Source organism: Allobosea sp. BK604 (assembly GCF_004341515.1).
Classification (GTDB): domain Bacteria; phylum Pseudomonadota; class Alphaproteobacteria; order Rhizobiales; family Beijerinckiaceae; genus Allobosea.
Window position 1 is genome coordinate 96425 of sequence record NZ_SLZF01000010.1, and the last position, 22827, is coordinate 119251.

Annotated in this window: 23 protein-coding genes; 7 read left to right on the forward strand and 16 right to left on the reverse strand. The window is 66.1% G+C overall.

Translation table 11 applies throughout. From position 1 onward, the window contains the following. Positions 1 to 31: 31 nt before the first annotated feature. Positions 32 to 334 (forward strand): putative quinol monooxygenase, encoded by a 303-nt coding sequence (locus EV560_RS27130; protein WP_131858969.1) that lies wholly within the window; start codon positions 32 to 34, stop codon positions 332 to 334. A 100-nt stretch (positions 335 to 434) separates the two neighbouring features. On the opposite strand, the gene EV560_RS27135 is transcribed toward EV560_RS27130, so the two are convergent. Both EV560_RS27135 and EV560_RS27140 read right to left on the reverse strand, forming a co-directional pair. Further along, entirely contained in the window at positions 435 to 794 is a 360-nt protein-coding gene (locus tag EV560_RS27135; RefSeq protein WP_248312228.1) for an MliC family protein, read from the reverse strand. Then, positions 794 to 1411 carry a cupin domain-containing protein gene (locus tag EV560_RS27140; RefSeq protein ID WP_248312229.1) on the reverse strand — a complete coding sequence of 206 codons (618 nt, stop codon included), beginning with the start codon at positions 1409 to 1411 and terminating at the stop codon, positions 794 to 796. Before EV560_RS27140 ends, EV560_RS27135 begins: the two co-directional genes overlap by 1 nt. An 83-nt stretch (positions 1412 to 1494) precedes the next feature. Here EV560_RS27140 and EV560_RS27145 point away from each other — a divergent pair, with 83 nt between their 5' ends. After that, positions 1495 to 2247, forward strand: a complete 753-nt coding sequence (locus EV560_RS27145; RefSeq protein ID WP_131858970.1) for an SDR family NAD(P)-dependent oxidoreductase — start codon at positions 1495 to 1497, stop codon at positions 2245 to 2247. A gap of 175 nt (positions 2248 to 2422) precedes the next feature. Here EV560_RS27145 and EV560_RS27150 read toward each other — a convergent pair whose 3' ends face one another. From EV560_RS27150 to EV560_RS27185, 8 genes are all read right to left on the reverse strand, one after another. After that, positions 2423 to 3352 (reverse strand): ABC transporter substrate-binding protein, encoded by a 930-nt coding sequence (locus tag EV560_RS27150; RefSeq protein ID WP_165923667.1) that lies wholly within the window; start codon positions 3350 to 3352, stop codon positions 2423 to 2425. A 112-nt stretch (positions 3353 to 3464) separates the two neighbouring features. Continuing rightward, entirely contained in the window at positions 3465 to 4337 is an 873-nt protein-coding gene (locus EV560_RS27155) for an ABC transporter permease (protein WP_207908131.1), read from the reverse strand. Then, on the reverse strand, positions 4334 to 5125 hold the full coding sequence (locus tag EV560_RS27160) for an ABC transporter ATP-binding protein (protein WP_131858972.1): 792 nt from the start codon (positions 5123 to 5125) through the stop codon (positions 4334 to 4336). The genes EV560_RS27155 and EV560_RS27160 overlap by 4 nt, the downstream gene beginning before the upstream one ends. Continuing rightward, on the reverse strand, positions 5122 to 6507 hold the full coding sequence (locus EV560_RS27165) for an MmgE/PrpD family protein (RefSeq protein ID WP_165923668.1): 1386 nt from the start codon (positions 6505 to 6507) through the stop codon (positions 5122 to 5124). The genes EV560_RS27160 and EV560_RS27165 overlap by 4 nt, the downstream gene beginning before the upstream one ends. Then, complete coding sequence (locus tag EV560_RS27170) at positions 6500 to 8626, reverse strand: acetate--CoA ligase family protein (protein WP_131858974.1); 2127 nt, start codon at positions 8624 to 8626, stop codon at positions 6500 to 6502. Before EV560_RS27170 ends, EV560_RS27165 begins: the two co-directional genes overlap by 8 nt. Continuing rightward, positions 8598 to 9362 carry an SDR family NAD(P)-dependent oxidoreductase gene (locus tag EV560_RS27175; RefSeq protein ID WP_131858975.1) on the reverse strand — a complete coding sequence of 255 codons (765 nt, stop codon included), beginning with the start codon at positions 9360 to 9362 and terminating at the stop codon, positions 8598 to 8600. The genes EV560_RS27170 and EV560_RS27175 overlap by 29 nt, the downstream gene beginning before the upstream one ends. Before the next feature lie 10 nt (positions 9363 to 9372). Further along, positions 9373 to 10590 carry a CaiB/BaiF CoA transferase family protein gene (locus EV560_RS27180; RefSeq protein WP_165923669.1) on the reverse strand — a complete coding sequence of 406 codons (1218 nt, stop codon included), beginning with the start codon at positions 10588 to 10590 and terminating at the stop codon, positions 9373 to 9375. After that, positions 10590 to 11777 carry an FAS1-like dehydratase domain-containing protein gene (locus EV560_RS27185; RefSeq protein ID WP_131858977.1) on the reverse strand — a complete coding sequence of 396 codons (1188 nt, stop codon included), beginning with the start codon at positions 11775 to 11777 and terminating at the stop codon, positions 10590 to 10592. The genes EV560_RS27180 and EV560_RS27185 overlap by 1 nt, the downstream gene beginning before the upstream one ends. Before the next feature lie 137 nt (positions 11778 to 11914). Here EV560_RS27185 and EV560_RS27190 point away from each other — a divergent pair, with 137 nt between their 5' ends. Next, positions 11915 to 13300 (forward strand): MmgE/PrpD family protein, encoded by a 1386-nt coding sequence (locus EV560_RS27190; protein WP_131858978.1) that lies wholly within the window; start codon positions 11915 to 11917, stop codon positions 13298 to 13300. 18 nt (positions 13301 to 13318) lie between these two features. Here EV560_RS27190 and EV560_RS27195 read toward each other — a convergent pair whose 3' ends face one another. From EV560_RS27195 to EV560_RS27215, 5 genes are all read right to left on the reverse strand, one after another. Further along, positions 13319 to 14095 (reverse strand): ABC transporter permease, encoded by a 777-nt coding sequence (locus tag EV560_RS27195; RefSeq protein ID WP_131858979.1) that lies wholly within the window; start codon positions 14093 to 14095, stop codon positions 13319 to 13321. Continuing rightward, positions 14092 to 14895 carry an ABC transporter permease gene (locus EV560_RS27200; RefSeq protein ID WP_131858980.1) on the reverse strand — a complete coding sequence of 268 codons (804 nt, stop codon included), beginning with the start codon at positions 14893 to 14895 and terminating at the stop codon, positions 14092 to 14094. Before EV560_RS27200 ends, EV560_RS27195 begins: the two co-directional genes overlap by 4 nt. Beyond that, positions 14882 to 15697: an ABC transporter ATP-binding protein gene (locus tag EV560_RS27205; RefSeq protein ID WP_131858981.1), complete on the reverse strand. Its 816-nt coding sequence runs from the start codon at positions 15695 to 15697 to the stop codon at positions 14882 to 14884. The genes EV560_RS27200 and EV560_RS27205 overlap by 14 nt, the downstream gene beginning before the upstream one ends. A 5-nt stretch (positions 15698 to 15702) precedes the next feature. Next, positions 15703 to 16716 carry an ABC transporter substrate-binding protein gene (locus EV560_RS27210; protein ID WP_131858982.1) on the reverse strand — a complete coding sequence of 338 codons (1014 nt, stop codon included), beginning with the start codon at positions 16714 to 16716 and terminating at the stop codon, positions 15703 to 15705. A gap of 109 nt (positions 16717 to 16825) precedes the next feature. Further along, positions 16826 to 17515, reverse strand: a complete 690-nt coding sequence (locus tag EV560_RS27215; protein ID WP_165923670.1) for a GntR family transcriptional regulator — start codon at positions 17513 to 17515, stop codon at positions 16826 to 16828. A 111-nt stretch (positions 17516 to 17626) separates the two neighbouring features. Between EV560_RS27215 and EV560_RS27220 the strand changes: the two genes are divergently transcribed. Beyond that, positions 17627 to 18661: an MBL fold metallo-hydrolase gene (locus tag EV560_RS27220; protein WP_165923671.1), complete on the forward strand. Its 1035-nt coding sequence runs from the start codon at positions 17627 to 17629 to the stop codon at positions 18659 to 18661. A gap of 110 nt (positions 18662 to 18771) precedes the next feature. Here EV560_RS27220 and EV560_RS27225 read toward each other — a convergent pair whose 3' ends face one another. Next, on the reverse strand, positions 18772 to 19713 hold the full coding sequence (locus EV560_RS27225) for an AraC family transcriptional regulator (protein WP_131858985.1): 942 nt from the start codon (positions 19711 to 19713) through the stop codon (positions 18772 to 18774). A gap of 224 nt (positions 19714 to 19937) precedes the next feature. Between EV560_RS27225 and EV560_RS27230 the strand changes: the two genes are divergently transcribed. From EV560_RS27230 to EV560_RS27240, 3 genes are all read left to right on the forward strand, one after another. Next, positions 19938 to 20906 (forward strand): MBL fold metallo-hydrolase, encoded by a 969-nt coding sequence (locus tag EV560_RS27230; RefSeq protein ID WP_131858986.1) that lies wholly within the window; start codon positions 19938 to 19940, stop codon positions 20904 to 20906. A gap of 93 nt (positions 20907 to 20999) precedes the next feature. Then, on the forward strand, positions 21000 to 22268 hold the full coding sequence (soxC, locus tag EV560_RS27235; RefSeq protein ID WP_131858987.1) for a sulfite dehydrogenase: 1269 nt from the start codon (positions 21000 to 21002) through the stop codon (positions 22266 to 22268). Beyond that, entirely contained in the window at positions 22255 to 22788 is a 534-nt protein-coding gene (locus EV560_RS27240) for a c-type cytochrome (RefSeq protein WP_131858988.1), read from the forward strand. Before soxC ends, EV560_RS27240 begins: the two co-directional genes overlap by 14 nt. Positions 22789 to 22827 lie beyond the last annotated feature (39 nt).

The window sequence follows — 22827 nt, forward strand, 5'->3', positions numbered from 1 at the left end:
ACGCAGCGGCGACCTCCCGCGGAAATGACCTATGTCCAATCCGGTGAAAATCGTTGCGGTCCTGGCCCCCCGGCCAGGCAAAACGGAAGAGCTGCAGGTATTGCTCGAGGGCTTGGCGGCTGCGAGCCGCACCGAGCCGGGGAATCTTCGATGGGATGTCTGGCAAGAGCAAGGCGCGGACAAGCGTTTTGTTCTCGACGAACTCTACACCGACAACGCAGCGGCCATTGCGCACCGCGAAACGCCGCATTTCCAGGACTATCTCAAGCGGGTCGGAGGTCTTGCCGAACGGTCCGCGCTGACACTTGATCCCTTCAATCTAGGCCAAGTCTAACGAAGCCAAGTCTAAAAATCTGCACCAGCTCGGTTAGGCACGACCGTCGCGATCGACCTGATGGCAAGCAATACGGACTGCCCGCACGGAACGGACCCGCTCAGCGTGTCTCGCAGGTTTCGCTGCTGCCATTACGGGTGAGGGTGGCGCTGCGCCCCTTGATCCAGAACTCGATGTCACCGCCGACATAGCGCCCGCCATCCGCCGACACGGCCTGCGGCAAGATCGCCTCACGACCGCCATCGAAGGTCAATTTAGCGCGACCGGCCTGCGCGGTGGGCGGGGAGAATTGGGCCGTCAGCTTCGTTCCGCCGCTGCATTCATAACGCGCCTCGGTCGCGGAAGCATGGCTGGCGAAGGCCAACGCCACCAGCGCCACACCAAGGGATACCGGCCGCGAGAATTTCGACATCCGCCAACTCCATTGTCCTGAATGCGTCGCCCAGGTCAGCGTCGCCATCACGGTTCCGTGGGGCCGTCGCCAGCGTTTACCGGCGGTCCCAGGAATTCCATGTTCCAGCGTCGGCCGAATTCATTCAAGCGGGCGCGGTCCGGCACGCCGTGCTGCATGATCTCGCCGAGCTCGGTGAAGAAGCGCTCGGCATCGAGGCCCGGCAGGATCATGATGAGCTGACGCGCGGGCCTGTCGGTGACGTTGACGAAGCCATGGCTGGCGCCGCCCGGCACGGACACCAGATCGCCGGCATCGGCGAAGAAGCGCCTGCCGTCGATCTCGTACAGATAGCGGCCCTCCATGACCCGGAACAGCTCGGTTTCGGGATGGCGGTGGCGCGGCGGGCCGTAGCCGGGAGCGTTGACCGTCTCGATCACGGTCATGGCACCGCGGTTCGTCGTGGGCGGCAACCGGACGCTCAGTTCCAGGCCGATCGCCGGCACGAGAATGGGCGGCTCGTCGCCGCGAGATCTCCAGAAAGAAAACGCCATCGGCCGGTCCTTTCTCGGCTTTCCCGAAATCGCTCGTTCATCGGCCGGCCCGGCCGCCGCGCCGAGCATGGCCTGCACCCTATTCTGGCGCTGGAACATCGCCCGAAAGCAGGCATAGTCGGTCGCTTCCATTGCGCCTGCAGGCAACTCGTGGCCGAGACGTGCCTGCCTGCCGCCCTATTGAGACATGTGTGAAACGGATTGGGTACGGGACGATGCAGATTTCCTTCAAAGACAAAAAGGTCGTGATCGCCGGAGGAAGTCGCGGGATCGGTCGCTCGATCGCCCTGGCCTTCGCTGCCGCAGGGGCCGATGTGGCCATCTGCGCGCGCACCCAGCAAGGGCTTACGCTGGCGGAGGCCGAGCTGAAGCGTCATGGCGGCAAGGTATTCGCCGCGCCCTGCGACCTCGCCGAAGCCGCCGCCGTGACACGCTTCGTGAACGAGGCGGCCGAGGCGCTCGGCGGCATCGATGTTCTCGTCAACAATGCCTCGGGCTTCGGCATGAAGAATGATGAGAGCGGTTGGCTTGCCAGCGTCAATGTCGACCTGATGGCGACGGTGCGCGCGACGGATGCGGCCATCCCCTATATGGAGAAGGCCGGGGGCGGCGCGATCATCAATGTCTCGTCGATCTCCGGGCTTCTGGCGGTGCCGCGCTCTTTGCCCTATGCCGCGCTCAAGGCGGCCGTGGTGAATTACACGATGGGGCAGGGACGGGCGCTGGCGCCGAAGGGCATCCGCGTGAACGCGATCGCGCCTGGCTCGATCGAGTTCCCCGGCGGATCGTGGGAGAGCCGCAAGGTCTCGGATCCCGAACTCTACCGCCGCACGCTCGACAGCATCCCCTCGGGCCGCTTCGGGGCGCCCGAGGAGATCGCCAAGGTCGCGCTCTTCCTGGGAGGCGATATGGCGAGCTGGGTGACCGGCCAGACGATCGTCGTCGATGGCGGCCAGATGCTGAGCTGAGCCGCACGCTTGGAGCGTTTTTGCGCTTCTCCGAAGCGCAGAAACGCTCTGTCTATAAGGCTTTGACGCATTTTCTTCACGCGAACCGGCCTCCGCTTCGCTCGAAAATGCGCTGGCCTGCGAGGCCGCGTAGCAATCGCGGCCTCGGTCCAATGGGCGTGGCGATCCAGCCTGCCTATTTTTCCGCGTCCGCGGCGATCGAGTTGTCGATGAGCGCGTCGGCCTTCAGGGTGATCGGCTCGCGGCTGAAGCGTTTCGCGAGATCGAGCGCGGTTTGCACGCCGGCGAGCGAAACCTCGGGCTTGTGGGCGTAGAAGGCGATATTGCCGTCGAAGCTCGCATCGAATGTGGGCTGGTCCATCGAGGCGAATTGCTTCTCCTTCAGGATCTTGCGGGCCTGGTCCGGGTGCTCGGCCAGCAGCACCTGCGCCTTTGCGATGGCGCGGACGAATTTCACCGCGAGCTCGCGATTCTTCGCTAGGAAGTTCGGATCGACCGCGATCGCCATGTAGAGCGAGTCGCGCAGCAGCGGGATCTTGTCCTTGCCGAGATCGACGATCGGGATCGCGTCGCCGGCCGCGATCGCGCGCTCGGGAACCGGCGGGGTCATGACGAAGGCGTCGATCTGGTGGTTCTGGATCGCCGGCGGCAGGTTCTGCGCGCCGAGCGCGATCAGTGTCGAGTCCTTCGAGGCATCCAGTCCGGCATCCTTCATCAGCAGCCGGACGACCTGGTCGGTCGAGGCATTCGGCTCGGTGATGCCGATCTTCTGCGCCTTGAGCGCCTTGACCCGGGCCTCGAGCGGGGAGTCGGGCGTCACGCCCGCCTTCTGCGCCTGCTCCTTGCCGAGCACGATCTTGTGGTTATAGCCGGTGATCAACGTGGCGATCACCTTCACGTCGCCGGCATTCACCTTCATCGCGTCGATCGGGTGAGAGAAGATGCAGGCGCAGAACTGGGAATCGCCGTTGATCAGCGGAACGATCGATTTCAGGCCGCTGCCGGTCGCGACGAAATCGACATCCAGCCCCTCCTTGGCGAAGAGGCCGGTATCGCGGGCGAGATAGACGGCGGCGGCCGAAAGGCTGGGGGCCGACTGGTTCACCACGATTTTCTGTGGCGCGGCATGCGCCGCCGTACAAAGCATCGCGCTCGCGAAAATCGCGGCCGTGCGAGACAAGACTGCACGCATTGAAACCTCCCTGTCGCTTGTCGTTTCAGCCTGCCGGACGCGACGATCTCCTCCACCGGAACAGGCTTTTTTCGATCCGCGTCAGCAGGGCGCTGAAGCTCGCGGAAACGATGACGAGAAGGATGAGGCCGGCGAAGACGCCCGCCGTGTCGAACTGCGCTCCGCTCGACTGGATCAGGTAGCCGATGCCGCGGTTCGACGCGAAGATCTCGCCGACGACGGCCCCGATCAGCGCATAGGGGATGGAGATGCGCAGGCCGGTCGAGACCCAGAGCAGGGCGCTCGGGATGATCACCTTGCGCAGGATCTGCAGGCGCGAGGCGCCCATCGTCTTGATGATGTTGACCAGGTCCTCGTCGACATCGCGCACGCCCATGAAGGTGTTGTAGAACACCAGGAAGAACACGATGACCACAGTCAGCACGACCTTCATCGTCAAGCCGATGCCGAACCAGAGAATGAAGAGCGGCGCCAGCGCGACCTTCGGCAGCGAGTTCAGGACGACGATGAACGGGCCGAGCACCCGCGCGAGAAATTCGTTGCGGCCGAGGAGCAGCCCGACCGCCATGCCGGCGAGCGCGCCGATCAGGAAGCCGAGGATCGCCTCGTGCAAGGTCGCCGCGAGATGCATCCAGATCTCGCCGCTCTCGATCCAGTGCCACAGGCGCTCGGCGACGAGGCTGGGCTTGCTGACATAGACCGGCCGGATCCAGCGGCCTGAGGCGAGCTCCCACAGAAGCAGGAGGCCGACGACGATGGTGATCCGCGCTGTCCAGATCACGGACGGGCGCAGCCAGAACGAGTTCTCCTCGGTCACATCGGCGGGCGCCGCGATCGGCATGTCGACCGTGTCGGCATCGGCAAGCTCGCCGCCACGGAGGGGCTGATGCACCGTCATGCGGCTTCCTCGCTTTCGGCCTGCCGCAACATCGCCGCGAGCTCGCGCTGGATCGTGAGGAACTCCGGCGAATATTCGAGCTCCTCGAGATGGCGCGGGCGCGGGAGCGGGACCTTGAGAACGCCCTTCACCCGGCCGGGCCGGCGGGAGAGCACGAGGATGCGGTCGGCGAGCTTGACCGCCTCGCCGAGATCATGCGTGACGAAGACCACGGTTTTGCGGTCGTTCTGCCAGATATCGAGCAGTTGCTGCTGCAACTGGCCGCGAAGCTGCGCGTCGAGCGCGGCGAAGGGCTCGTCGAGCAGCAAGGTCGCCGGCGCCGAGACCAGCATGCGGGCGATGCCGACGCGCTTGCGCATGCCGCCGGAGACCTCCGCGGGATAGTGCTTCTCGAAGCCGGACAGGCCGACCGCCGCCAGCATCTTCGCGGTCCGGTCGGCCGCTTCGCGGCGAGGGATTCCGGCGATCTCGAGCGGCAGCGCGACATTGTCGAAGACCGTGCGCCAGGGCAGCAGGCTGTCCTTCTGGGTGAGATAGCCGACCTTGGTGTTGATGCCGGTGACCTTGACCCCGTCGAAGAGTACCTCGCCGCGATTGGGCTTCATCAGGCCCGCGGTCATGTTCAGCGTTGTCGACTTGCCGCAGCCGCTCGCGCCAAGCACGGCGAGGAATTCACTGCGCTCGACCTCGAACGAGATCGGGCCGAGCGCGGGGATCGCCTTGCCCTCCTTGAAGAAGGTCTTGCAGACGTCCCGGAATACAATGGCGCGGTCGGATTGCGTCCTCATGCCGCCGTACTCCGCGCCGCGGCGAAGGCGGTCGCTGCGGCGATCTCAGTCAGGCTGACCGGACCATCGAGGCTGCGCAGCTTGCGGTAGAGCTTCCCGGAAAGGGTGGGATCGTTCATGACCTTGGCGCAATCATCGAATTTGGCCTCCAATTCGGCTTCGGAGAACCAGCGCGAGGGCTTGCCCTTCGCCAGCGGCACGAGCTTTTCGACGCTGCTGCCATCGCTGAAGGATACCGCGACGGCTGCGGCGAATTCGGGGCTGTCGGCGACGCGATCGTCGACGACGACGGTCATGCGCGACAGCAGCGCACGCAGCCGCGAGTCGGTCAGGGCGTTCGAGCCGAAGGTCGAGAGCAGCACTTCGCCATAGAGCAGGCCGGCGGCGACGCAGAAATTCATGCTGAACTTCGCTTCGAGCGCCGTCTTCGGGTCGGTATAGATCAGCGGGTCGAAGGAGAGAGCCGAGGCGCCGACCCGGATTTCAGCGATCTCCCGCCCGGCCATCTCGGCATGGATCTGCGTGGCGGCCTCGATCGCCGGGTGCGTCGCCCCGCAGGCGGGGTAGGGCTTCAGCGCGAGGCCGTATTCGGACAGGATTTCGAGCGGTTCGCCGGGGCGGGCGAGATGGGCGATATCTGCACCCGGCGTGCCGAAGACGGCGGCATAGCCGAACCTGTGCTCGAGCACGCCGCGCGCCGCGGTGAAGCCGGCCCGTGCGAGCAGCGCAGCGCGGACACCCGCTTCGGCAGCCTGCCCGGCATGGAGCGGCTTGGTCATCGTGCCGAAATTGCCGCGCAGGCCGCCGGCGGAGCTCGCGGCGATGGCCAGTGCCGTTTCCATGGTGGCCGTGTCGAGCCGCAGGATGCTGCCCGCCGCAAGTGCGGCGGCGAGGCAGCCGAAGCTCTTGGTCGCATGCCAGCCGCGCTTGTAATGGGCGGTGTTGAAGGCGCGGCCGAGCTTGCCGAACATGTCGAGTCCGACAATGTAGGCGCTGACCAGATCCCGGCCGCTGGCCTGGGACAGAGGCGCCACCGCGAGCGCGGCCGGCACGATGACCGCGCTCGGATGGGCATAGGCGGGGTGGTTGGTGTCGTCGTAGTCGAGCGCATGCGCGGCGGTGCCGCCGTAAAGCGCGGCTTCGGCGATGCCGGCATAGGCATTGCGGCCGACCAGCGCGCTCGGCAGGGCGGCGCTCGGCTCGCTCGCGCTGGCCATCGTCTTCAGCATGATCTCGGCGGCGGGCTCGGCCGACCCGGCGAGCTGGCACCCTACGCAATCGGTGATCGCATCGACGGCCCGGCGGCGTGCCTCGGCCGGGAAGACGCGCTCATGGGCCGACGCGGCGAAGGCGGCAAAGGCAGTCGCGAGCACGTCAGCCATGGCGATCGGCTCCCTCTCGGGCATGACGGATGAGCACATCCGCGACGACGAGGCCCTGGCCGTGCGGGCCGACGAAGACGGGATTGAGCTCGATCTCGGAGATCCGCCCGCGTGCCGCCAGTGCTGCATCGCCGAGCGTCAGCGCCGCCGCGACCAACGCATCGCCATCGGCCGCCGGAGCACCGCGAAAGCCGTTCAGCAGGCTGCTCAGCTTCAGACGGGCGATCGCCACACGGATCTCGCTTTCCGTGGCGGGCAGCGCGAGATAGGCGATGTCGCCCCAGAGCTCGATACCCTGTCCGCCGGTCCCGATGGCGAGGACGGGTCCGAAATCGGGATCGTCCACGATCGACAGCACGGCCTCGACGCCCTTTGCCATGGCCTGGATCAGCACGGGAGCCTGCGGATCGCCGAGGCGCTGGCGAATGCGGGCGACAGCGGCATCGGCATCGCCCACGCTCTTCAGACCAATTTCGACGAGACCGAGTTCGGTCTTGTGCTCCGCCTGCTCGGGCAATGCCTTGACCACATAGGGGCCGTCGCATGCGAGAGCATTGGCGCTGGTTCCCGGTGCGACGACGAGGCTTTGCGGGATCGGTAGATCGAGTTCCGCAAGGTAGCGCGAAGCTTCCGCCCATCCGGTATCCGCAGGCGGCTCCGCATCAAGGGTCGGCGTGCGGGCGTTGCGGCGCTCGGTCCTGGACTGCCTTGCGGCGTAGAGCCAGGACAGGTAGCGCACCGCGTCGGCGGGGTCCCGCGCGGCGACGATACCGTCAGCGATCATCTCGCGGCGTTCTGCGGCGGGAAGCACGTCGCCGAGCAGGGAGACGACGATCGGCAATCCGGTTCGGCGCGCGATATCGGCGACGAGCTCGCGCCGCTGGCGGATGTCGCGCGGCCCGCGATTGGCGAGCTGGATGATCAGGGCTTCGGTCGCGGCGTCCTCCGCCACGATGGCGAGCGCCTTCTCGAAGAGATCGGGATGGGACAGGACCTGGCCGGTCAGGTCGGTCGGGTTCTGAGCCTGCCCGAACGCCGGGAGGATGCCGGTCAACGCCGTGACGGAGGCATTGCTGAAACGGGCGAGGGGCACGCCATAGCGCTCGCAGAGATCGGCGGTGAGTGCGCGCGTGCCGCCGGGAATGCTGAACACCGAGACGCCCGCCTGCCCCTCTCCGCTGCGCTTTGGCGGCGGGATGAAGGTCAGGATTTCGGCGGCCTCGATCAGCTCGGCCAGGCTCTCGACCTGGACGACCCCGGCCTGGCGGAAGACGTCGCGATAGATCGCATAGGCACTGGCGAGCTTGCCGGTATGCGATCCGGCGGCCTCCCGGCCGATGGCCGAATTGCCGGATTTCAGCGCGACAAGCTTCACGCCGCGTTCACGCGCCCGCTGGGCAAGGTCGAGCAGCCGCGCCCCATCCTTCAGGCCCTCGATGAAGAGCAGCGCCACCTTGGTGTCGGGCTGCTCGATCAGCCAGTCCAGCACGTCGAGCGCGTCGGTGCAGGTCTCGTTGCCGACGCTGACGACATAGGAGCAGCCATAGCCGGCATCCTGGAGATGCCGCGCCAAGGCGCCGGCGACAGCGCCCGACTGCGAGACGATGGCGATCGGCGCATGGTGGAGCGTGTCGCGCGCCGCTGCCGAGCCGAAGGTCAGGACGAGCTTCTCGGCGACCGACCAGACGCCCTCGCAATTCGGGCCGATCAGGGTGATGCCGGCCTCCTCGGCAACGCGCGCCATCTCCTGTGCCAGCGCGTGGCCGCCTTCGGCCTCCTCGAAGCCCGAGGTCAGCACCACTGCCGCTCCGACGCCGCGGCGGCCGCATTCGGCGATGACGCCGGGCACCTGCGCCGCCTGCACCATCACCACTACCACGTCCGGCGCTTCCGGCAGGGCGGTGATCGACGGGTAGCAGGTCAGCCCGCCGATCTCGGCATATTTCGGATTGACCGGGTAGATCCGCCCGGTGAAGCCATTGCGCCGCAGGTTGAGCAGCGGCGCGCCATTGAGCTTCTGAGGGTCGGCCGAGAGCCCGACGAAGGCGACCGAGCGCGCCTTGAACAGCGCCTCGAAGCCGACGAGCCCCTCAGAACATGAACTCGCCGCCGTTCGCATGAATGATCTGTCCCGTGATGAAGCCGCCGGATTGCGAGGTGAGGAAGAGGCACGTGTCGGCGATGTCCTCGACACGCCCGAGCCGGCGTAACGGCAGGGCCTTGCGGCGCTTCTCGTACTCGACCTCGAAATTCGGATAGTGGACCGGGTCGCGCGTGGTCTCGATGATGCCTGGCGCGACCGCATTCGCAGTGATGCCGAACTCGCCGAACTCGATCGCGATCGCCTTGGCCAAGGCGAAAGTGCCGGCCTTGGCGGTGACGTTATGGGCGCGGTTGGTCTTGGGCGAGAAGCCGTCGCGGCCCGAGATATGGATGATCCGGCCCCAATTCCGTTTCTTCATGTGCGGGATCGCGGCATGCGCGAGGTAGAAGGCCGAGCTCAGGTTATTCTCGATGACCTGGCGCCAGCCCTTCGGCGTAATCTCGAGGAAGGGCTGGTGCAGGCGCAGCGAGACATTCGAGACGACGATGTCGAGCGAGCCGAAGCGGTCGACCGCCTGCTGCACCATCGCCTCGACCTGATCGGAATCGCCGACATCGGCCAGGAGCGGCAGCGCCTCGACGCCGAGTGCACGGGCCTCCTCGGCGACCTTCTCGATCGAGTCCCGGTTCTTCAGGCCGTTGACGACCACATTCGCGCCGGCAGCCGCGAAGGCAAGCAACGTCGCCCTGCCGATATTCTGGCCGGATCCCGTGACCAGCGCGGTCCGGCCCGCAAGCATCTTCTCAGTCATCGTCTGGTCCTCATGCAATGGCGCCGGCGCGACGAAGCTCGCCGATCTCGGCTTCCGAGCGGCCGAGGACGGCCGTCAGCACGTCCTCGGTGTGCTCGCCGAGCATGGGCGGCGGCGCCGCGACCTGGCCGGGCGAACGGCTGAAGCGGAAGGGCACGCCGAGCTGCGAGATCTCGCCGACGCCCTCGTGCTGCAGCTTCACCACCATGCCCGGCGAATTTCGTTCGAGATCGCGGAAGGCGCCGGCGAGGTCGTTGACCGGGGCGCAGGGCACGTCGGCGGCCTCGAGGATCTCGAGCCATTCCGCCGTGCTGCGCTGCTCGGTCACGGCCGAGATTTCCGGCACCATCAGCTTGCGGTTCTTGACGCGGAGCTGGTTGGTGCGGAAGCGCTCGTCCTCACCGAGCTCCGGCCGGCCGAGTGCGGCGCAGAGATCGCGATAGATCTTGTTGGTGCCGGCGCTGATGACGACATGGCCGTCCTTGGTCGGAAAGGCCTGGTAGGGCACGAGCTGGGGATGGCCGGAGCCCATCGGCCCGAGCTCCGCGCCACCGTCGAGCACTGCGACCGAATAGTTGATCAGCATGCTCATCGTCGCATCGAGCAGCGAGACCGAGAGCTCCTGGCCCTTGCCGGAGCGCTCGCGCTCGAACAGCGCCGCCATGATCGCATTGGAGAGATAGATGCCGCCGCCGAAATCGGCGAGCGAGACCCCCGGCCGCAGCGGATCCTGCGAGTCGGGCTGGCCGGTGATGCGCATGACGCCCGAGCGGGCCTGAACCGCGACGTCCATGCCCGGCTTGTCGGCCAGCGCGCCTTCGCTATAGGCGGCGATATTGGCGTAGATCAGCCGCTCGTTGAGGGCGCCGAGCTGGTCGTAGCCGAGGCCGAGCCGTTCCATCACGCCGGGCCGGAAATTCTGCACGGCGACATCGGCCCAGCGGGCCAGGTCGCGGCATACCGCCGCGCCTTCGGGCGTCTTCATGTCGATGCCGATGCTGCGCTTGTTGCGGTTGATCGCCAGGAAATAATCGCCGCCGACGCGCGGGATATCGGCGTGGAAGCGTTCGCTGACATTCATGTAGCGGGTCGGATCGCCGCGGCCGGGCTTCTCGATCTTGAGGACATCGGCACCGAGATCGGCGAGCACCATCGTGCAATAGGGGCCGGCGACGCCATGGGTGAAATCGAGGACGCGGATGCCCGCGAGTGGGCCGGAACGTTGCATCAGAGCTTCACCGAAATGTCGCGGGAGGGGAGGCGGACCTGTGCGGTGCCGCTGCAATTCTTCTCGCCGCGCTGATTGGTGCCCCACCATTCGACATCGACCAGCGCCTCGCCGTCGACGATCTGCTTGCCGGTGACCTTGCCGGTGAGCTTGGTGAGGTCGCCGACGAGATTGGGCTTGGTCACGCGCCCGCCGACCCGCCGGACGAAGCCCATGTCGCCAGCCCAGTTGGTCATCAGGTGGCCGGCCCAGTTGATGCGCTGCCAGCCCTGGTCATAGGCGCCGGGCATGCCGATCTCGCGGGCGATCTCCACGTCGAAATGGCCGGCTGCCGGATGGCAGGGCACATGGGTCGAGGGGGAATAGTAGACGTTGTGCGGGTGGCGGTCGCGCTCCTGGAAGGCGAGCTTCAGCACATTGTAGACCGTGCGCCGGCCCGCATAGAAGCCGACGATATCGACCAGCGTCAGCGGCCCCTTGAACAGGACCGGCAACTCCTCGCCGATGGCGACATCCTCGTAATAGCGCGCCTCGGCGCCGCGCCGCATCTCGTTGCGATAGGCGGCGGCGATCTCCTCGAGCTCGTCATCCGTATAGCGGTACGGCTCGCCGTTATTCCTCGGCTCCTTCTCGAAGCGGAAGCCGGCGCCGCTCCTGGCGCGGGGAATGCGGAAGATCTCGCCGACATAGCGCGAGACCTGCTCGCCCGCCTGGTTGCTGTAGATGACCTCGCCGACCTGGCTGATGAAGCGCTCGACCGAACGGCCGGATTTCTCGACCACGTCGATCAGGCGCGCCTTGGCGCTGATCGTGTCGCCGACGCGCACCGGCTTGCTGTGCTCGAAGGTGCCGCCGGCGAAGATCCACTGCACGCCCGGCAGGCCCGGCGCCACGATGCCGCTGTCGATCGTATAGAGGAAGGTCGGCGGCGCGATATTCGTGCCCCAGACGCTGCCCTTGCCGTAATCAGTGGTCGAGAACAGCGGGTTGTCGTCGCCGACGCTGTACTGCGCCCAGCGCCGGATGTCGTGCAGCGAGATCGGCTCGTAGATCGCCGGCAAATGAACGTCGCGGCGGAGCCAGACGCCGATCAGCTTGCGGGCTGCCTCGACCTGCTGGTCGCTCAGTCCCGGCGCCTGCTTGCCACGGTCGAGCAGGCGCGCCGCGCCCTCGTTTCCTTCGCCCATATGACGTCTCCACCAATTCGCGGCTGCTGTTTAGCCGTCATTATTTCATGCATGATTGCATGCAGATTTTCATGGCGCAACCCGAGCGACCGCGCTATTTCGACATGGCTGCCACGTCGTGAAGTGGGGATGTCGAGATGGATGAGCACCAGCCTTTTGCCCGCCGCATCGCGCAATTCGCCTTGGGTCTCGGGCCGATGGCGGGGCGCGAGGACGTGCGCGAGACGATCACGCGCTCCGTCGTCGATACGGTCGCCTGTCTCGTCGGCGCGCTCGACGCCAAGTCGGTGATTTCGGCCCGCGAAGCCGCTTTGGCCTTTGAGGCCGTGCCCGCGGATGCAGCTGTGCCAAGGGCGTCTCTCGCCGGCTCCGATGGTTATGCCACCATTGCCGCTGCCAGCTTCGTCAACGGCATCGCCGCTCGCTATCTCGACTATAACGACATCTACCTGTCGAAGGAGGCGATGCATCCGAGCGACAACATCCCGATGGTCCTGGCCCTCGCGGAAGGGCTCGGGCGCAGCGGTGCCGATGCGCTCGACGCCATCATCCGGGGCTATGAGGTGCATTGCCGGCTCGCCGACACGGTCAGCACCCGCAAGGGCGGATGGGACAATGTCATCCTCGGCGCGATCGCGGCTGCGGTCGCCGCCAGCACGCTGCTCGAGCTCGACGAGGAGGCGCTGGCCAATGCCATCGCGATCGCCGCCACCGGCAATGTCGCCCTGATGGAGACGCGCGTCGGCGAGCTCTCGATGTGGAAATCGGCCGCCTGCTCCTATGCCGGGCGCGCCGGCCTGTTCGCCGCGATGCAGGCCCGCCATGGCCTGACCGGGCCGGCGCTGGCGCTCGACGGCAAGAAGGGGCTGTTCGCGCAGGTCACGGGTGTTGCCGACCCCGCGCATTTCACGCTTCCCGTGGAGCGGCCGAGCCTCTTCGACGTCCATCTCAAGGCCTATCCGATCCAGTATTTCACCCAGACGGCGATCGACGCGGCGCTTGCGGTGCGCGGCGCGGCCCCCGTCGCCGAGATCGAGCGAATCCGGGTCGAGACCTTCGAGTTCGGCCGCGTCGCGGCGGCAGACAGCCCGCAGAAATGGCAGCCGCGCACCCGCGAGACCGCCGATCACAGCTTGCCCTATGCGGTCGCGGCAGCGCTGCTCGACGGCAAGGTCGGCGAGGCGCAGTTCGAGCCGGCGCGTATCCTCGCCAACGACATCCAGTCGCTGATGGCGCTGATCGAGGTCGAGGAGAATCCGGATTTCACTGCCGCCTATCCCGAGCGCGTCCCGACGCGGATCACGGTCAGCGCGCGCGGTGGCGATACGCATGAGGCACAGGTCGACTTTCCGCGCGGCCATGCCCGCAATCCGATGTCGCATGACGAGATTTCCGCCAAGTTCCGCGACATGTCGCCATTTGGCGGCGAGACCGATGCGCTCCTGGGCGAATGGTGGCGGCTCGCGTCCTTGCCGGGCGCGGCCTTCGCCGCGCTCATCCGCAAGACGCTGATCGCCGCCTGACCTCGCGACCAAGTGCTGTCAGGCGTTGGCGATCTCGGCCCGCCAGGGCAGGGCCCTGGCCCCGATGAATTCGCCGATGGCGAGGAGAACGAGGCCAAGGACAGCAAGTAGGACGATGGTCCCCATCACCGTCGCGGCATTGAGCTCGTTCAGCCCGTAGATCATCACGCTGCCCAGCCCGCTATTGCCGCCGACGAATTCCTGGAAGACCGTGCCGACGAAGGCGTAGGCGACCGATTGCGGAAAGGCGCGCATGGTCCAGGCCAACGCGACCGGGATCTGCAGGTCGAGGATCTCGTGGCGATGCCCGCCGCCGAGGACGGCGACATGGTCGATGCGGGCACGGTCGATCGTCGAGATGCCGTGCATCACGTTGAAATAGACGATGAAGAAGACGAAGGACGCCGCCATCACGATGCGCGGCTCGATGCCGATGCCGAGTGCGATCAGCAAATAGGGCGCCAGCACGATGCGCGGGATTGCGTTCGCAGTGCCGATGAAGGGATCGAGCACTCGCCGCATCAATGTCGAATTCGCCAGCAGCAGGGCGGCGCCGAAGCCGGTGAGCAGGCCGGCGATCAATCCCAGTACCGTCGCCAGCAAGGTGTAGCCGACATGCATCGCGAGCCGCGACTGGCCGTAGAGCTTGACCAACTGGCGCGCGACACCTGATGGCGTCGAGACGATGAAGGGGTCGAAGATCGGGAGCTGCCCGAGCAGCGGGATCCGGCTGCCCCATTCCCACAGCGCCAGGACAGCCGCCGCGAAGAGGATACGTGCGATCCAGATCTTCATGGCCTGGCGCCCCCGGGCGTGGCGTCGCCTAGCATCAACCGATGCGCGAAGGCGCGCTGCAGCCCGCGCGTGATTGCGATCAGCACGAGCCCGATGATGCCGAGGGCCAGCGCGCTGATGATGAGATCGTCGGGATGGCCGCGCTGCATCGCGTTGAACATCAGCGCGCCCAGGCCGCTCTCGGCATTCAGGCTCTCGGCGAAGACGACGCCGACCAGCGCGAAGGCGATCGCATTGGGCAAGGAGGCGATGACGGCGCCGATCGACGACCAGATGCGGACGTCGCGCATGCGGTGCCAATAGCTGCCGCCGAGCGCCCTGACCCCGTCGAGCAGGGCCGGCGGGGCATGCACGGCGGCATCGAGCACGTTGAAGAAGACGACGAGGAAGACGATCAGCCCGGACATCACGATCTTGGTGATGAAGCCGAAGCCGAAGAGCAGGGTCAGCGTCGGCACCCAGGCGACGCGTGGCACGGCGTTGGCCGCAGCCAGGAAGGGGGCGAGCGTCAGGCGGATCGTGGTGAATTCCGCCAGCGCGACGCCGAGTACGAACCCCAGCGCGCTGCCGCCGGCGAGGCCGACGAAGGTGGCGAGCACGGTGTCGCCGATCTGTCGGCTCAGCGGCGGCAAACCCTCGACGCCCTGCCAGAGCGCAGCGACGCGCGGGAAGACCAGCGAAGGCCGGCTCCACAGCATCTCGTCGATCGGGCCGAACTGCCAGAGCGCCAGGATCGCCAGGATGATGGCGATCTGGATCGCGGCGACCGTCAGGCCACTCGGCTGCCTAGGGCTCGCCAAGGCTGAACTCCTCGCTCAGCGCCGCCCAGGTCTGCTGGTAGCAGGCGGAGAATTCCGGCATCTGCTTGACCTGGAAGACGTTGCGTGGCCGCGGCAGCGGCACCTCGACGATGTCGAGGATGCGTCCTGGCCGCTTGGAAAAGATGACGATCCGATCGGCCAGCGTCACCGCCTCTTCGAGATCATGCGTGACGAAGACGACCGTCTGCCGGCTCTCCGACCAGAGGTCGAGCAGGTATTGCTGCAGCCCGGCGCGGGTAAAGGTGTCGAGCGCGCCGAAGGGCTCGTCCATCAGCAGCACGCTCGGCTCGATTGCGAGCATGGCGCAAAGAGCGGCGCGCCGGCGCATGCCGCCCGAGAGCTCGCTCGGATAAGCGCCTCGGACATCCGCGAGTCCGGCAATCTGGAGCAGGTGGTCGACGCGCTGACGCGCCTGGGCATCGTGCTTCAGGCCGCGATAGGACAGGCCGAGCGAGACGTTGTGCTCGACCGTGTACCAGGGCAGCAGCGTCTCCTTCTGGAAGAGATAGCCGATCTCGGACAGCGGCTTTCCCTGGACCTGCCGCTCGCCGATATGGATGCTGCCGGCAGAAGGCTCGGCGAGGCCCGCGATCGCATTCAGCAAGGTCGTCTTGCCGCAGCCGGACGGCCCGACGAAGGCGACGAACTCGCCGGCAGCGATCGTCAGGTCGATCGTCGTCAGCGCCTCGATCCTGCCGCCGGCGCGCGTGGTATAGCTCTTTTCCACCCCCGCAATGGCGATCCGCGCGCCGGCCGGCCGGGTGGTTTGGAGCTTGGCCATCGCGTTCACTTCGCGAAGGCCCCGACATCCTTGACGAGCTGGTCGTAGCCGTATTTTCCGCGCTCGGCTTCGGGGATCAGGCCGTTGGCGACGACGAAATCCTGCCAGCGCCTATATTCCTCGGGTGTGATCCTGATGCCCTGCGGTCGCCAGTAATTCTCCTTGTAGTCCTTAACCGCCAGCGTCACCGAGGCGAGATCCTGGCCGCCCATATCGGCGAGGATCGTCTTGGCAACCTCTTCCGGCGAGTTCGTCCTGATGAAGTCGTCGGCGGCGGCCATGGCGCGCACGACCTTCTTCACCATCTCCGGCTTCTGGTCGATCGTGGCTTGCAGCGCGTAGATCACCGAGGAGGGCATCGGGCCGCCGAAGATCGCGTCCCATTCCTTGCTGTCGCGGGAATCGAAGATGACGCGGCCATAGCCTTCCTTGACCGCCGTCTCGATCATCGAGACGCTCGCCACAGCTGCCTCGATGCGGCCGCTGCGCAGGGCGCCGACGATATTGTTGAGGGCGCCGAGGCTGAGCCATTGCACGTCCTGGTTCGTCAGGCCCGACTTCAGGAACATGTAGTTCGCATAATAATAGGCGCCGCCGCCGGTTGCGGTGACGCCGATCGGCTTGCCCTTGAGATCGGCGAGCGTCTTGGCGGCCGAGCCCTTGTTGACCAGGATGTTGCCGAAAGTGTTGCGCTGGTCGACCGCGGCCAGCATCGCCGCCGGGCGGCCTTCGCGGTTGATGACGATGACATGCTCGGGATTGCCGAGCAGCACGTCGGCCTGTCCGGTCGCGAGCAACTGGGCCGAGCGCGAGCCGCTGCCGGTGACGATCAGGTTCGGCTTAAGGCCCTCGGCGACGAAATAACCCTTGGCCATCGCGACATAGATGTGGGTGTAGATCGGGTCGCGCACGCCGACGGAGAGATTGATCGGGATCGGCTGTTGCGCCGCCGCAGGCTGTGATGCCGCGGCGAGACCGAGTCCCAGCAGGAATGCGCTGACCATCGCTTTGAACGGCATCTCGTCCTCCCTGTGGATTTTTGTGTTCTATTTTTCATGAATTTTTGCATGCAGAATTGGTTCTGGCAATCCCTTCTCCCGGTCATGGCGACGCGGGCGTTCGGAAGCGTTAGGGGCGCAAAGTCGAGGGCGCGAACTGGCGCAGATGTGAAAGCAGACGCTCGCGCGCGCCGCGAATATGCTGCGCGAGGATCTTGCGCGCCTTGCTCTCCTGGCCCTTCTCGAGGGCGCCGAGCAGGGCAAGGTGATCCTCGTAGACCGCGAGGCCGCGGGTGTCCGACATTCCGGCGATGCGACGCTTCAGGATCAGCCGCTCGAAAATGCCGTTGAGCATCGAAACGAGATAGGCATTGCCCGTGAGGCCCGCGAGAGCGAGGTGGAAATCGCGGTCGACGAGCATCCGCTCATAGGTGAGGTTCTGCGTGATCAGCGTGGAATAGCGCTCGTTGATGGTGCGCAGCTGACGCAGATCGTCTTCGGTGACTCCGCGCTCGAACAGGCGTTCGAGCTGGTAGAGTTCGAGCGCCTCACGGGTCTGGTAATAGTCGCGCGTATCATCGTCGCTGGTCTCGCCGACGAAAAAGCCGCGCCGGGGCAGGCGGAAGACGTAACCTTCCTGCAGGAGGCGCTCTAGCGCCTCGCGGACCGGGGTGCGGGACACGCCGAGGAGCTCGGCAATGCCCTGGTGGGTCAATTTGACGCCGGGCCTAAGCCTGTTGGTGAGGATCTCGGCCTTGATCCGATCGTAGACGCTGGCGTTCAAGCTCGCTTCTTTCGATTCAGCGCGGGCCCTCGCCATCACGGTCTCCCCATTCGGTTGCACGTCCTTTTCAGCATCGACTTGCATGCGCTATTGCATCCAATCAAGTGAGACTCAAGCATGAATGCGCGGGCGGCGAGCGGGAAAGACATGGCTCAACAGGAAATATACCCCATTGTCGACGGGCCTGTCTCCGCCGGCATCTGGAGCCGGATCGTCGATGGCGTCTACTGGGCGAGGATCCCGCTGCCCTTTCGACTGGATCACGTCAATGTCTGGCTCCTCGAGGATGGCGAGGGCTGGGCGATCGTCGATTGCGGCATCGACAGCGCGGAGGTCCGTGCGATCTGGGCGCAATTGCTGGCCTCCCTGCCGGGGGAGCGGCCGATCACGCGGATCATCGTGACGCATGGCCATACCGATCATATCGGCTGCGCCGGCCATCTGGTCTCGACCCTGGGCGTTCCGTTTCATGCGCCGCTGATCGAATGGCTGTCGGCGCGGCTGCGCCATGCCGCAAGCCTGACCACGCTGCCCGACGCGACCGCCTCGTTCCTGCTCCGGCATGGCTGCGACGAAACAATGCTGCAAGCCTTCGACGATGAGCGCCTGCGCGTATCGCAGTATCTTGGTGCCCCGCCGGCCGAGCTGCGGCGGATCAGCAATGGCGACAGGCTCCAGGTCGGCGGCCGCAGCTGGGCGGTGATCGTCGCCGGCGGGCATGCCGACGAGCATGTGTCGCTCTATTGCGAGGCGGACGGGCTGCTCCTGGCCGGCGACCAGATCCTGCCTCGGATATCGCCGGTCGTCGCCGTGTTTGCACACGAGCCGGATGCAAGCCCGCTCGGGAAATACCTGATTTCCCTCGACCAGTTTCTGAGCATTCCCGAGGGCGTCCTGGTCCTGCCAGGGCACGGCCTACCTTTCCGCGGGTTGCACGCGCGGATCGCTGCGCTCAGGCAACATCATGTCGACCGGCTCGACCAGTTGGAGACCGTCCTAGCGGAGCCGAAGACCGCCTTCGAGGCAGGGAGCATCCTGTTCAGCCGCGCGTTCGAAGGCGGGCATCGCCGCCTCGCGCTTGGCGAGACGCTGGCCCATTTGCACGTCCTCGTGCAGCAGGGCCGCGCGAGTGTCAGGACCGATCAGCAAGGGCGTCAGATTTTCTACCGGACGGGCGGCTAGATGATCGGACCGAATATCGTATCCGGTCCGACGATCTAACTATTTGTTCTCGCATCGGCTTTTCCGAAAGCCGCAATCCACTTTTCGGGCCGATGCGCTAGCTTCGACATTTAGTGGTCGCGGGAGCAGAGACGGGCCTCTCCCGGCCGCACGCCATAGCGCAGCTGGAAGGCCCGGCTGAAGGCGCTCTCCGACTGGTAGCCGACCTCGGCCGCGATATCGGCCAGCGGCCGCCCCGAGCCTGCCAGCTTGCGCCTGGCGATCTCCAGCCGGAGCTCGGTCAGGAAGGCGAGCGGGGCGATCCGGGCGCATTTGCGGAAGACACGCACGAGGCTGGCGCGGGAGGAATGCGCGACGCAGGCGAGCTCGTCCAGCGTCCACGCCTTGCCCGGCGCCTCCAGCATGGCGGCGACGGCGCGCCCGGCCTGCGGATGGCCCAGCAGGGCCAGAAGACTGTCGGATGTGCGGGCCGTCTCGAGATGGGCCCGCACCACCATGACCAGCAGCGCGCTCGCAAGATCCGAGGCGATCGCGGCCGCGCCGGGCCGGCCGCCGTCCAGTTCCTCCTTCACGAAGGCGATCAGCCGCCGGATCAGCAGCGCGTCGTCCCCCTCCGCGGCCGAGACGACGACCGCCTCCGGGAGGGCCGAGAGCACGAGGTTCTGCCCGGCATGCTCGAATCTGAGCCGGCCGCAGACGAGCTGCGCATTCGTCTCGCCGTCGGTATTCGATTTCACCAGGATCGCGCCATTGTCGCGGCTGGCGATCCCGAAAGGCCCGGACGCCGTCGGCGAGGTGGTGAGGCCGTGCATGATATGGGCGCTGCCGCGCGGCAGCAGCACGACATCCCCGGTCCGGAGCTGGATCGAGCGGCCCGATTCCGGAAGGTGCATGACGCAGGCGCCGTCCGTCACGATGTGGAAGGGCGCCCAGGACTCGACCTCGGCTGAATGCGGGGCAGCCCATTGTGCGCCGAAGCGGCAAACATATTGGAGCTCCGGGCGCACCCGCAGCAAAGGCGCAAGGCCGCTCAATGCGTCCGGCTGCGTCATGAACGGGTCCTGGCCAGCGCATCGGCCCGAAAAGTGGATTGCGGTTTTCGGACCACGCCGATGCGAAACCAAGCAGCTGGATCATCGGACCGGATACGATATCCGGTCCGATGATCCAGAGGCTTCGATTTGATCCGTTGGGACATGAGACTGAGCCTCGCTGACATTCCGGCAGGCATTATCCGATCCTACCCTCCTGCGTGAACCCTCGTCAGGAGCTCACCATGACCAGAACCGGCCACCAGATGCTGACACGACGCGGCTTCTGCCTCTGCTGTGTCGCTGCCACCAGCTTTACCGCCTCGGGTGCGTGGCTAACGCCGCGGCAGGCCTTTGCCCAGGCGAAGAACATCGTCGACATGATCCGCGAGCACGCCGCGACTGATCCGATCAAGGTCACCAAGCTCCGCGGCAATGTCAGCGTTCTCGAAGGCTCGGGCGGCAACATCGCCGTCCTGACGGGCGCCGACGGCAAGCTGCTGGTCGATGCCGGCATCACCGCGTCCAAGCCCCGCATCCTCGAGGCGCTTGCCGGCCTGGGCAAGGACCCCATCACCCGGCTGATCAACACCCATTGGCACTTCGATCATACCGATGGCAACGAGTGGCTGCACCAGAACGGAGCCGTCATCCTCGCGCATGAGAACACGCGCAAGCACCTTCAATCGGCCCAGCGGGTCGATGAATGGGACTTCAATTTCCCGGCTTCTCCCCCGGGAGCGATCCCCACGGAGGTGATGACGGCGGACAGGACGCTCAAGGCCAACGGCTCGACGCTGGAGCTCAAATATTACGGGCCGGCCCATACCGACAGCGATATCTCCGTCCGTTTCGCCGAGGCCGACGTGCTGCATACCGGCGATACGTTCTGGAACGGGGTCTATCCCTTCATCGACTATTCGACCGGTGGAGGCATCAAGGGCACGATCGCCGCTGCCGAAGCGAATGTGGCGGCGGCTGGCGACAAGACCATCGTCATTCCCGGCCACGGGCCGATCAGCGACCGCGCCGGATTGGTCGCCTTTCGCGACATGCTCGTCGCCATCCACGCCAAGGTGGCGGCGCTGAAGGCCAAGGGGCTCTCCCTCGAACAGGTCACGGCGGAGCGACCGACGGCGGCCTTTGACGAGAAATGGGGCCAGTTCGTCATCGGCCCCGCGTTCTTCACGCGCCTGGTCTACGAGGGCGCCTGACGGAGCCGCTGCCTGAGGCGACGGCGCGGCAGGACGGTTCATTGATAGCCCTACCTGCCGCGCTCTCTGCGGAAACCATTCCTGGGTATGAAAATGCTGAGCGGACATAGCAACGCGGACGGGTCTCCGGAGCGGCTGAACCGGCGCAGGTTTCTTGTGGCGGCTTCGGCCGGCCTCGCCGGCAGCGCCCTTGCCGAGAGCGCCACCGCCGAGAGCCTGGCGGATGTGCCGGCACGCGAACCGGGCGCCGATCTGAGCGGGTTCAGCGCGCGCTCCCAATACGTCAAGATCAGCCGGATTCCCGAGGCCGGGCCGGGCCGGCGCAATATCGACCCGAGCGAGGCGATCAACTCGAAGGCGCCTCTCCAGGACCTCGTCGGCACCATCACGCCGTCCGATCTGCACTATGAGCGCAGCCATTCCGGCGTGGTCGATCTCGACCCGGCCAGGCACCGGCTGCTCGTGCATGGCATGGTCGAGAGGCCCCTGGTCTTCAGCATGGACGACCTGAAATCCATGCCGGCCGTGACCCGTACCGCATTCCTCGAATGCACCGGCAATGGCTGGGAGAACTGGAAGAAGGCCGACGAGAACGTCACGGTTCAGAATACGCACGGGCTGGTCAGCACCAACGAGTGGACCGGCGTGCCGCTCAAGTTCGTGATCGGTCTTCTCGGCAAGGATCCGGCTTCGACCTGGATGCTGGCGGAGGGCGGCGATGCTGCCGGCGTCGCCCGCAGCATTCCGCTGACCGAGGAGATCCTCGACGAGGCGATCCTCGCCTATGGCCAGAATGGCGAGCCGCTGCGGCCGGCGCACGGCTTCCCGCTTCGTCTGCTGCTGCCGGGCATGGAAGGCAATTTGAACATCAAGTGGCTGCGCCGGCTGAAATTCGGCGACCAGCCCTGGATGACGCGCTGGGAGACGGCGCGCTACACCCAGCTCCTCGCCAATGGCAAGGCCCGGCAGTTCCAGCTCCGGATGGAGACCAACTCGGTCATCACGCAGCCTTCCGGCACGATGGTGATCCGGCCTGGTCGCAACCGCATCACCGGCCTGGCCTGGAGCGGTCACGGCAGGATCGCGAAGGTGGAGGTCAGCACCGACGGGGCGAGGACCTGGCAGGAGGTCGCGCTGACCGGCCCGGCACTGCCCAAGGCACAGGTCCGCTTTCAGCTGGATTGGGCCTGGGACGGCAAGCCCACCAAGATCGTGAGCCGCTCGACCGACGAGAAGGGCAACGTCCAGCCGGACCGCAAGAGCTTCATCGCGGCGATGGGGACCAATGCCCTGTTCCACTACAACGCCCAGCAGACCTGGGGCATCGACGAGTCCGGGAGGGTCCGCAATGTTCTCGACTAGGACGGTGCTTTACGCCGGCGCGCTCGCATCGCTGCTGATGTCGCCTGCCTTTGCCGACGGTTTCGGGCGTCCGGCAAGGCCCGACGAGATCGCCCTTTGGGATATCGATGTGCGTCCCGACGGCAAGGGGCTGCCGCATGGCAGTGGCACGGCCGAGCAGGGCAAGCAGATCTTCGCCGATAATTGCGCGGCCTGCCATGGCGAGAACGGCGTGGGCGGCATCAAGGATCGGCTCGTCGGCGGTCGCGGCACGCTCGCCTCCGACGCGCCACTCAAGACTGTGGGCAGCTTCTGGCCTTATGCCACGACCTTGTTCGACTATGTCCATCGCGCGATGCCCTATCAGGCGCCGGGATCGCTCAGCACCGACGAGACCTATGCCGTGGTGGCCTATATTCTCAGCCTGAACGGCATCGTCTCGGCGCAGGCGAAACTCGACGAGCACTCGCTCGTGACCGTCCGGATGCCGAACAGGGACGGCTTCATTCCCGAACCTGAATTCAGCGGCGTGAAGAAATGATGCGTGGACATCCAGGACAATGCTCGCTGCCGCTCTTCG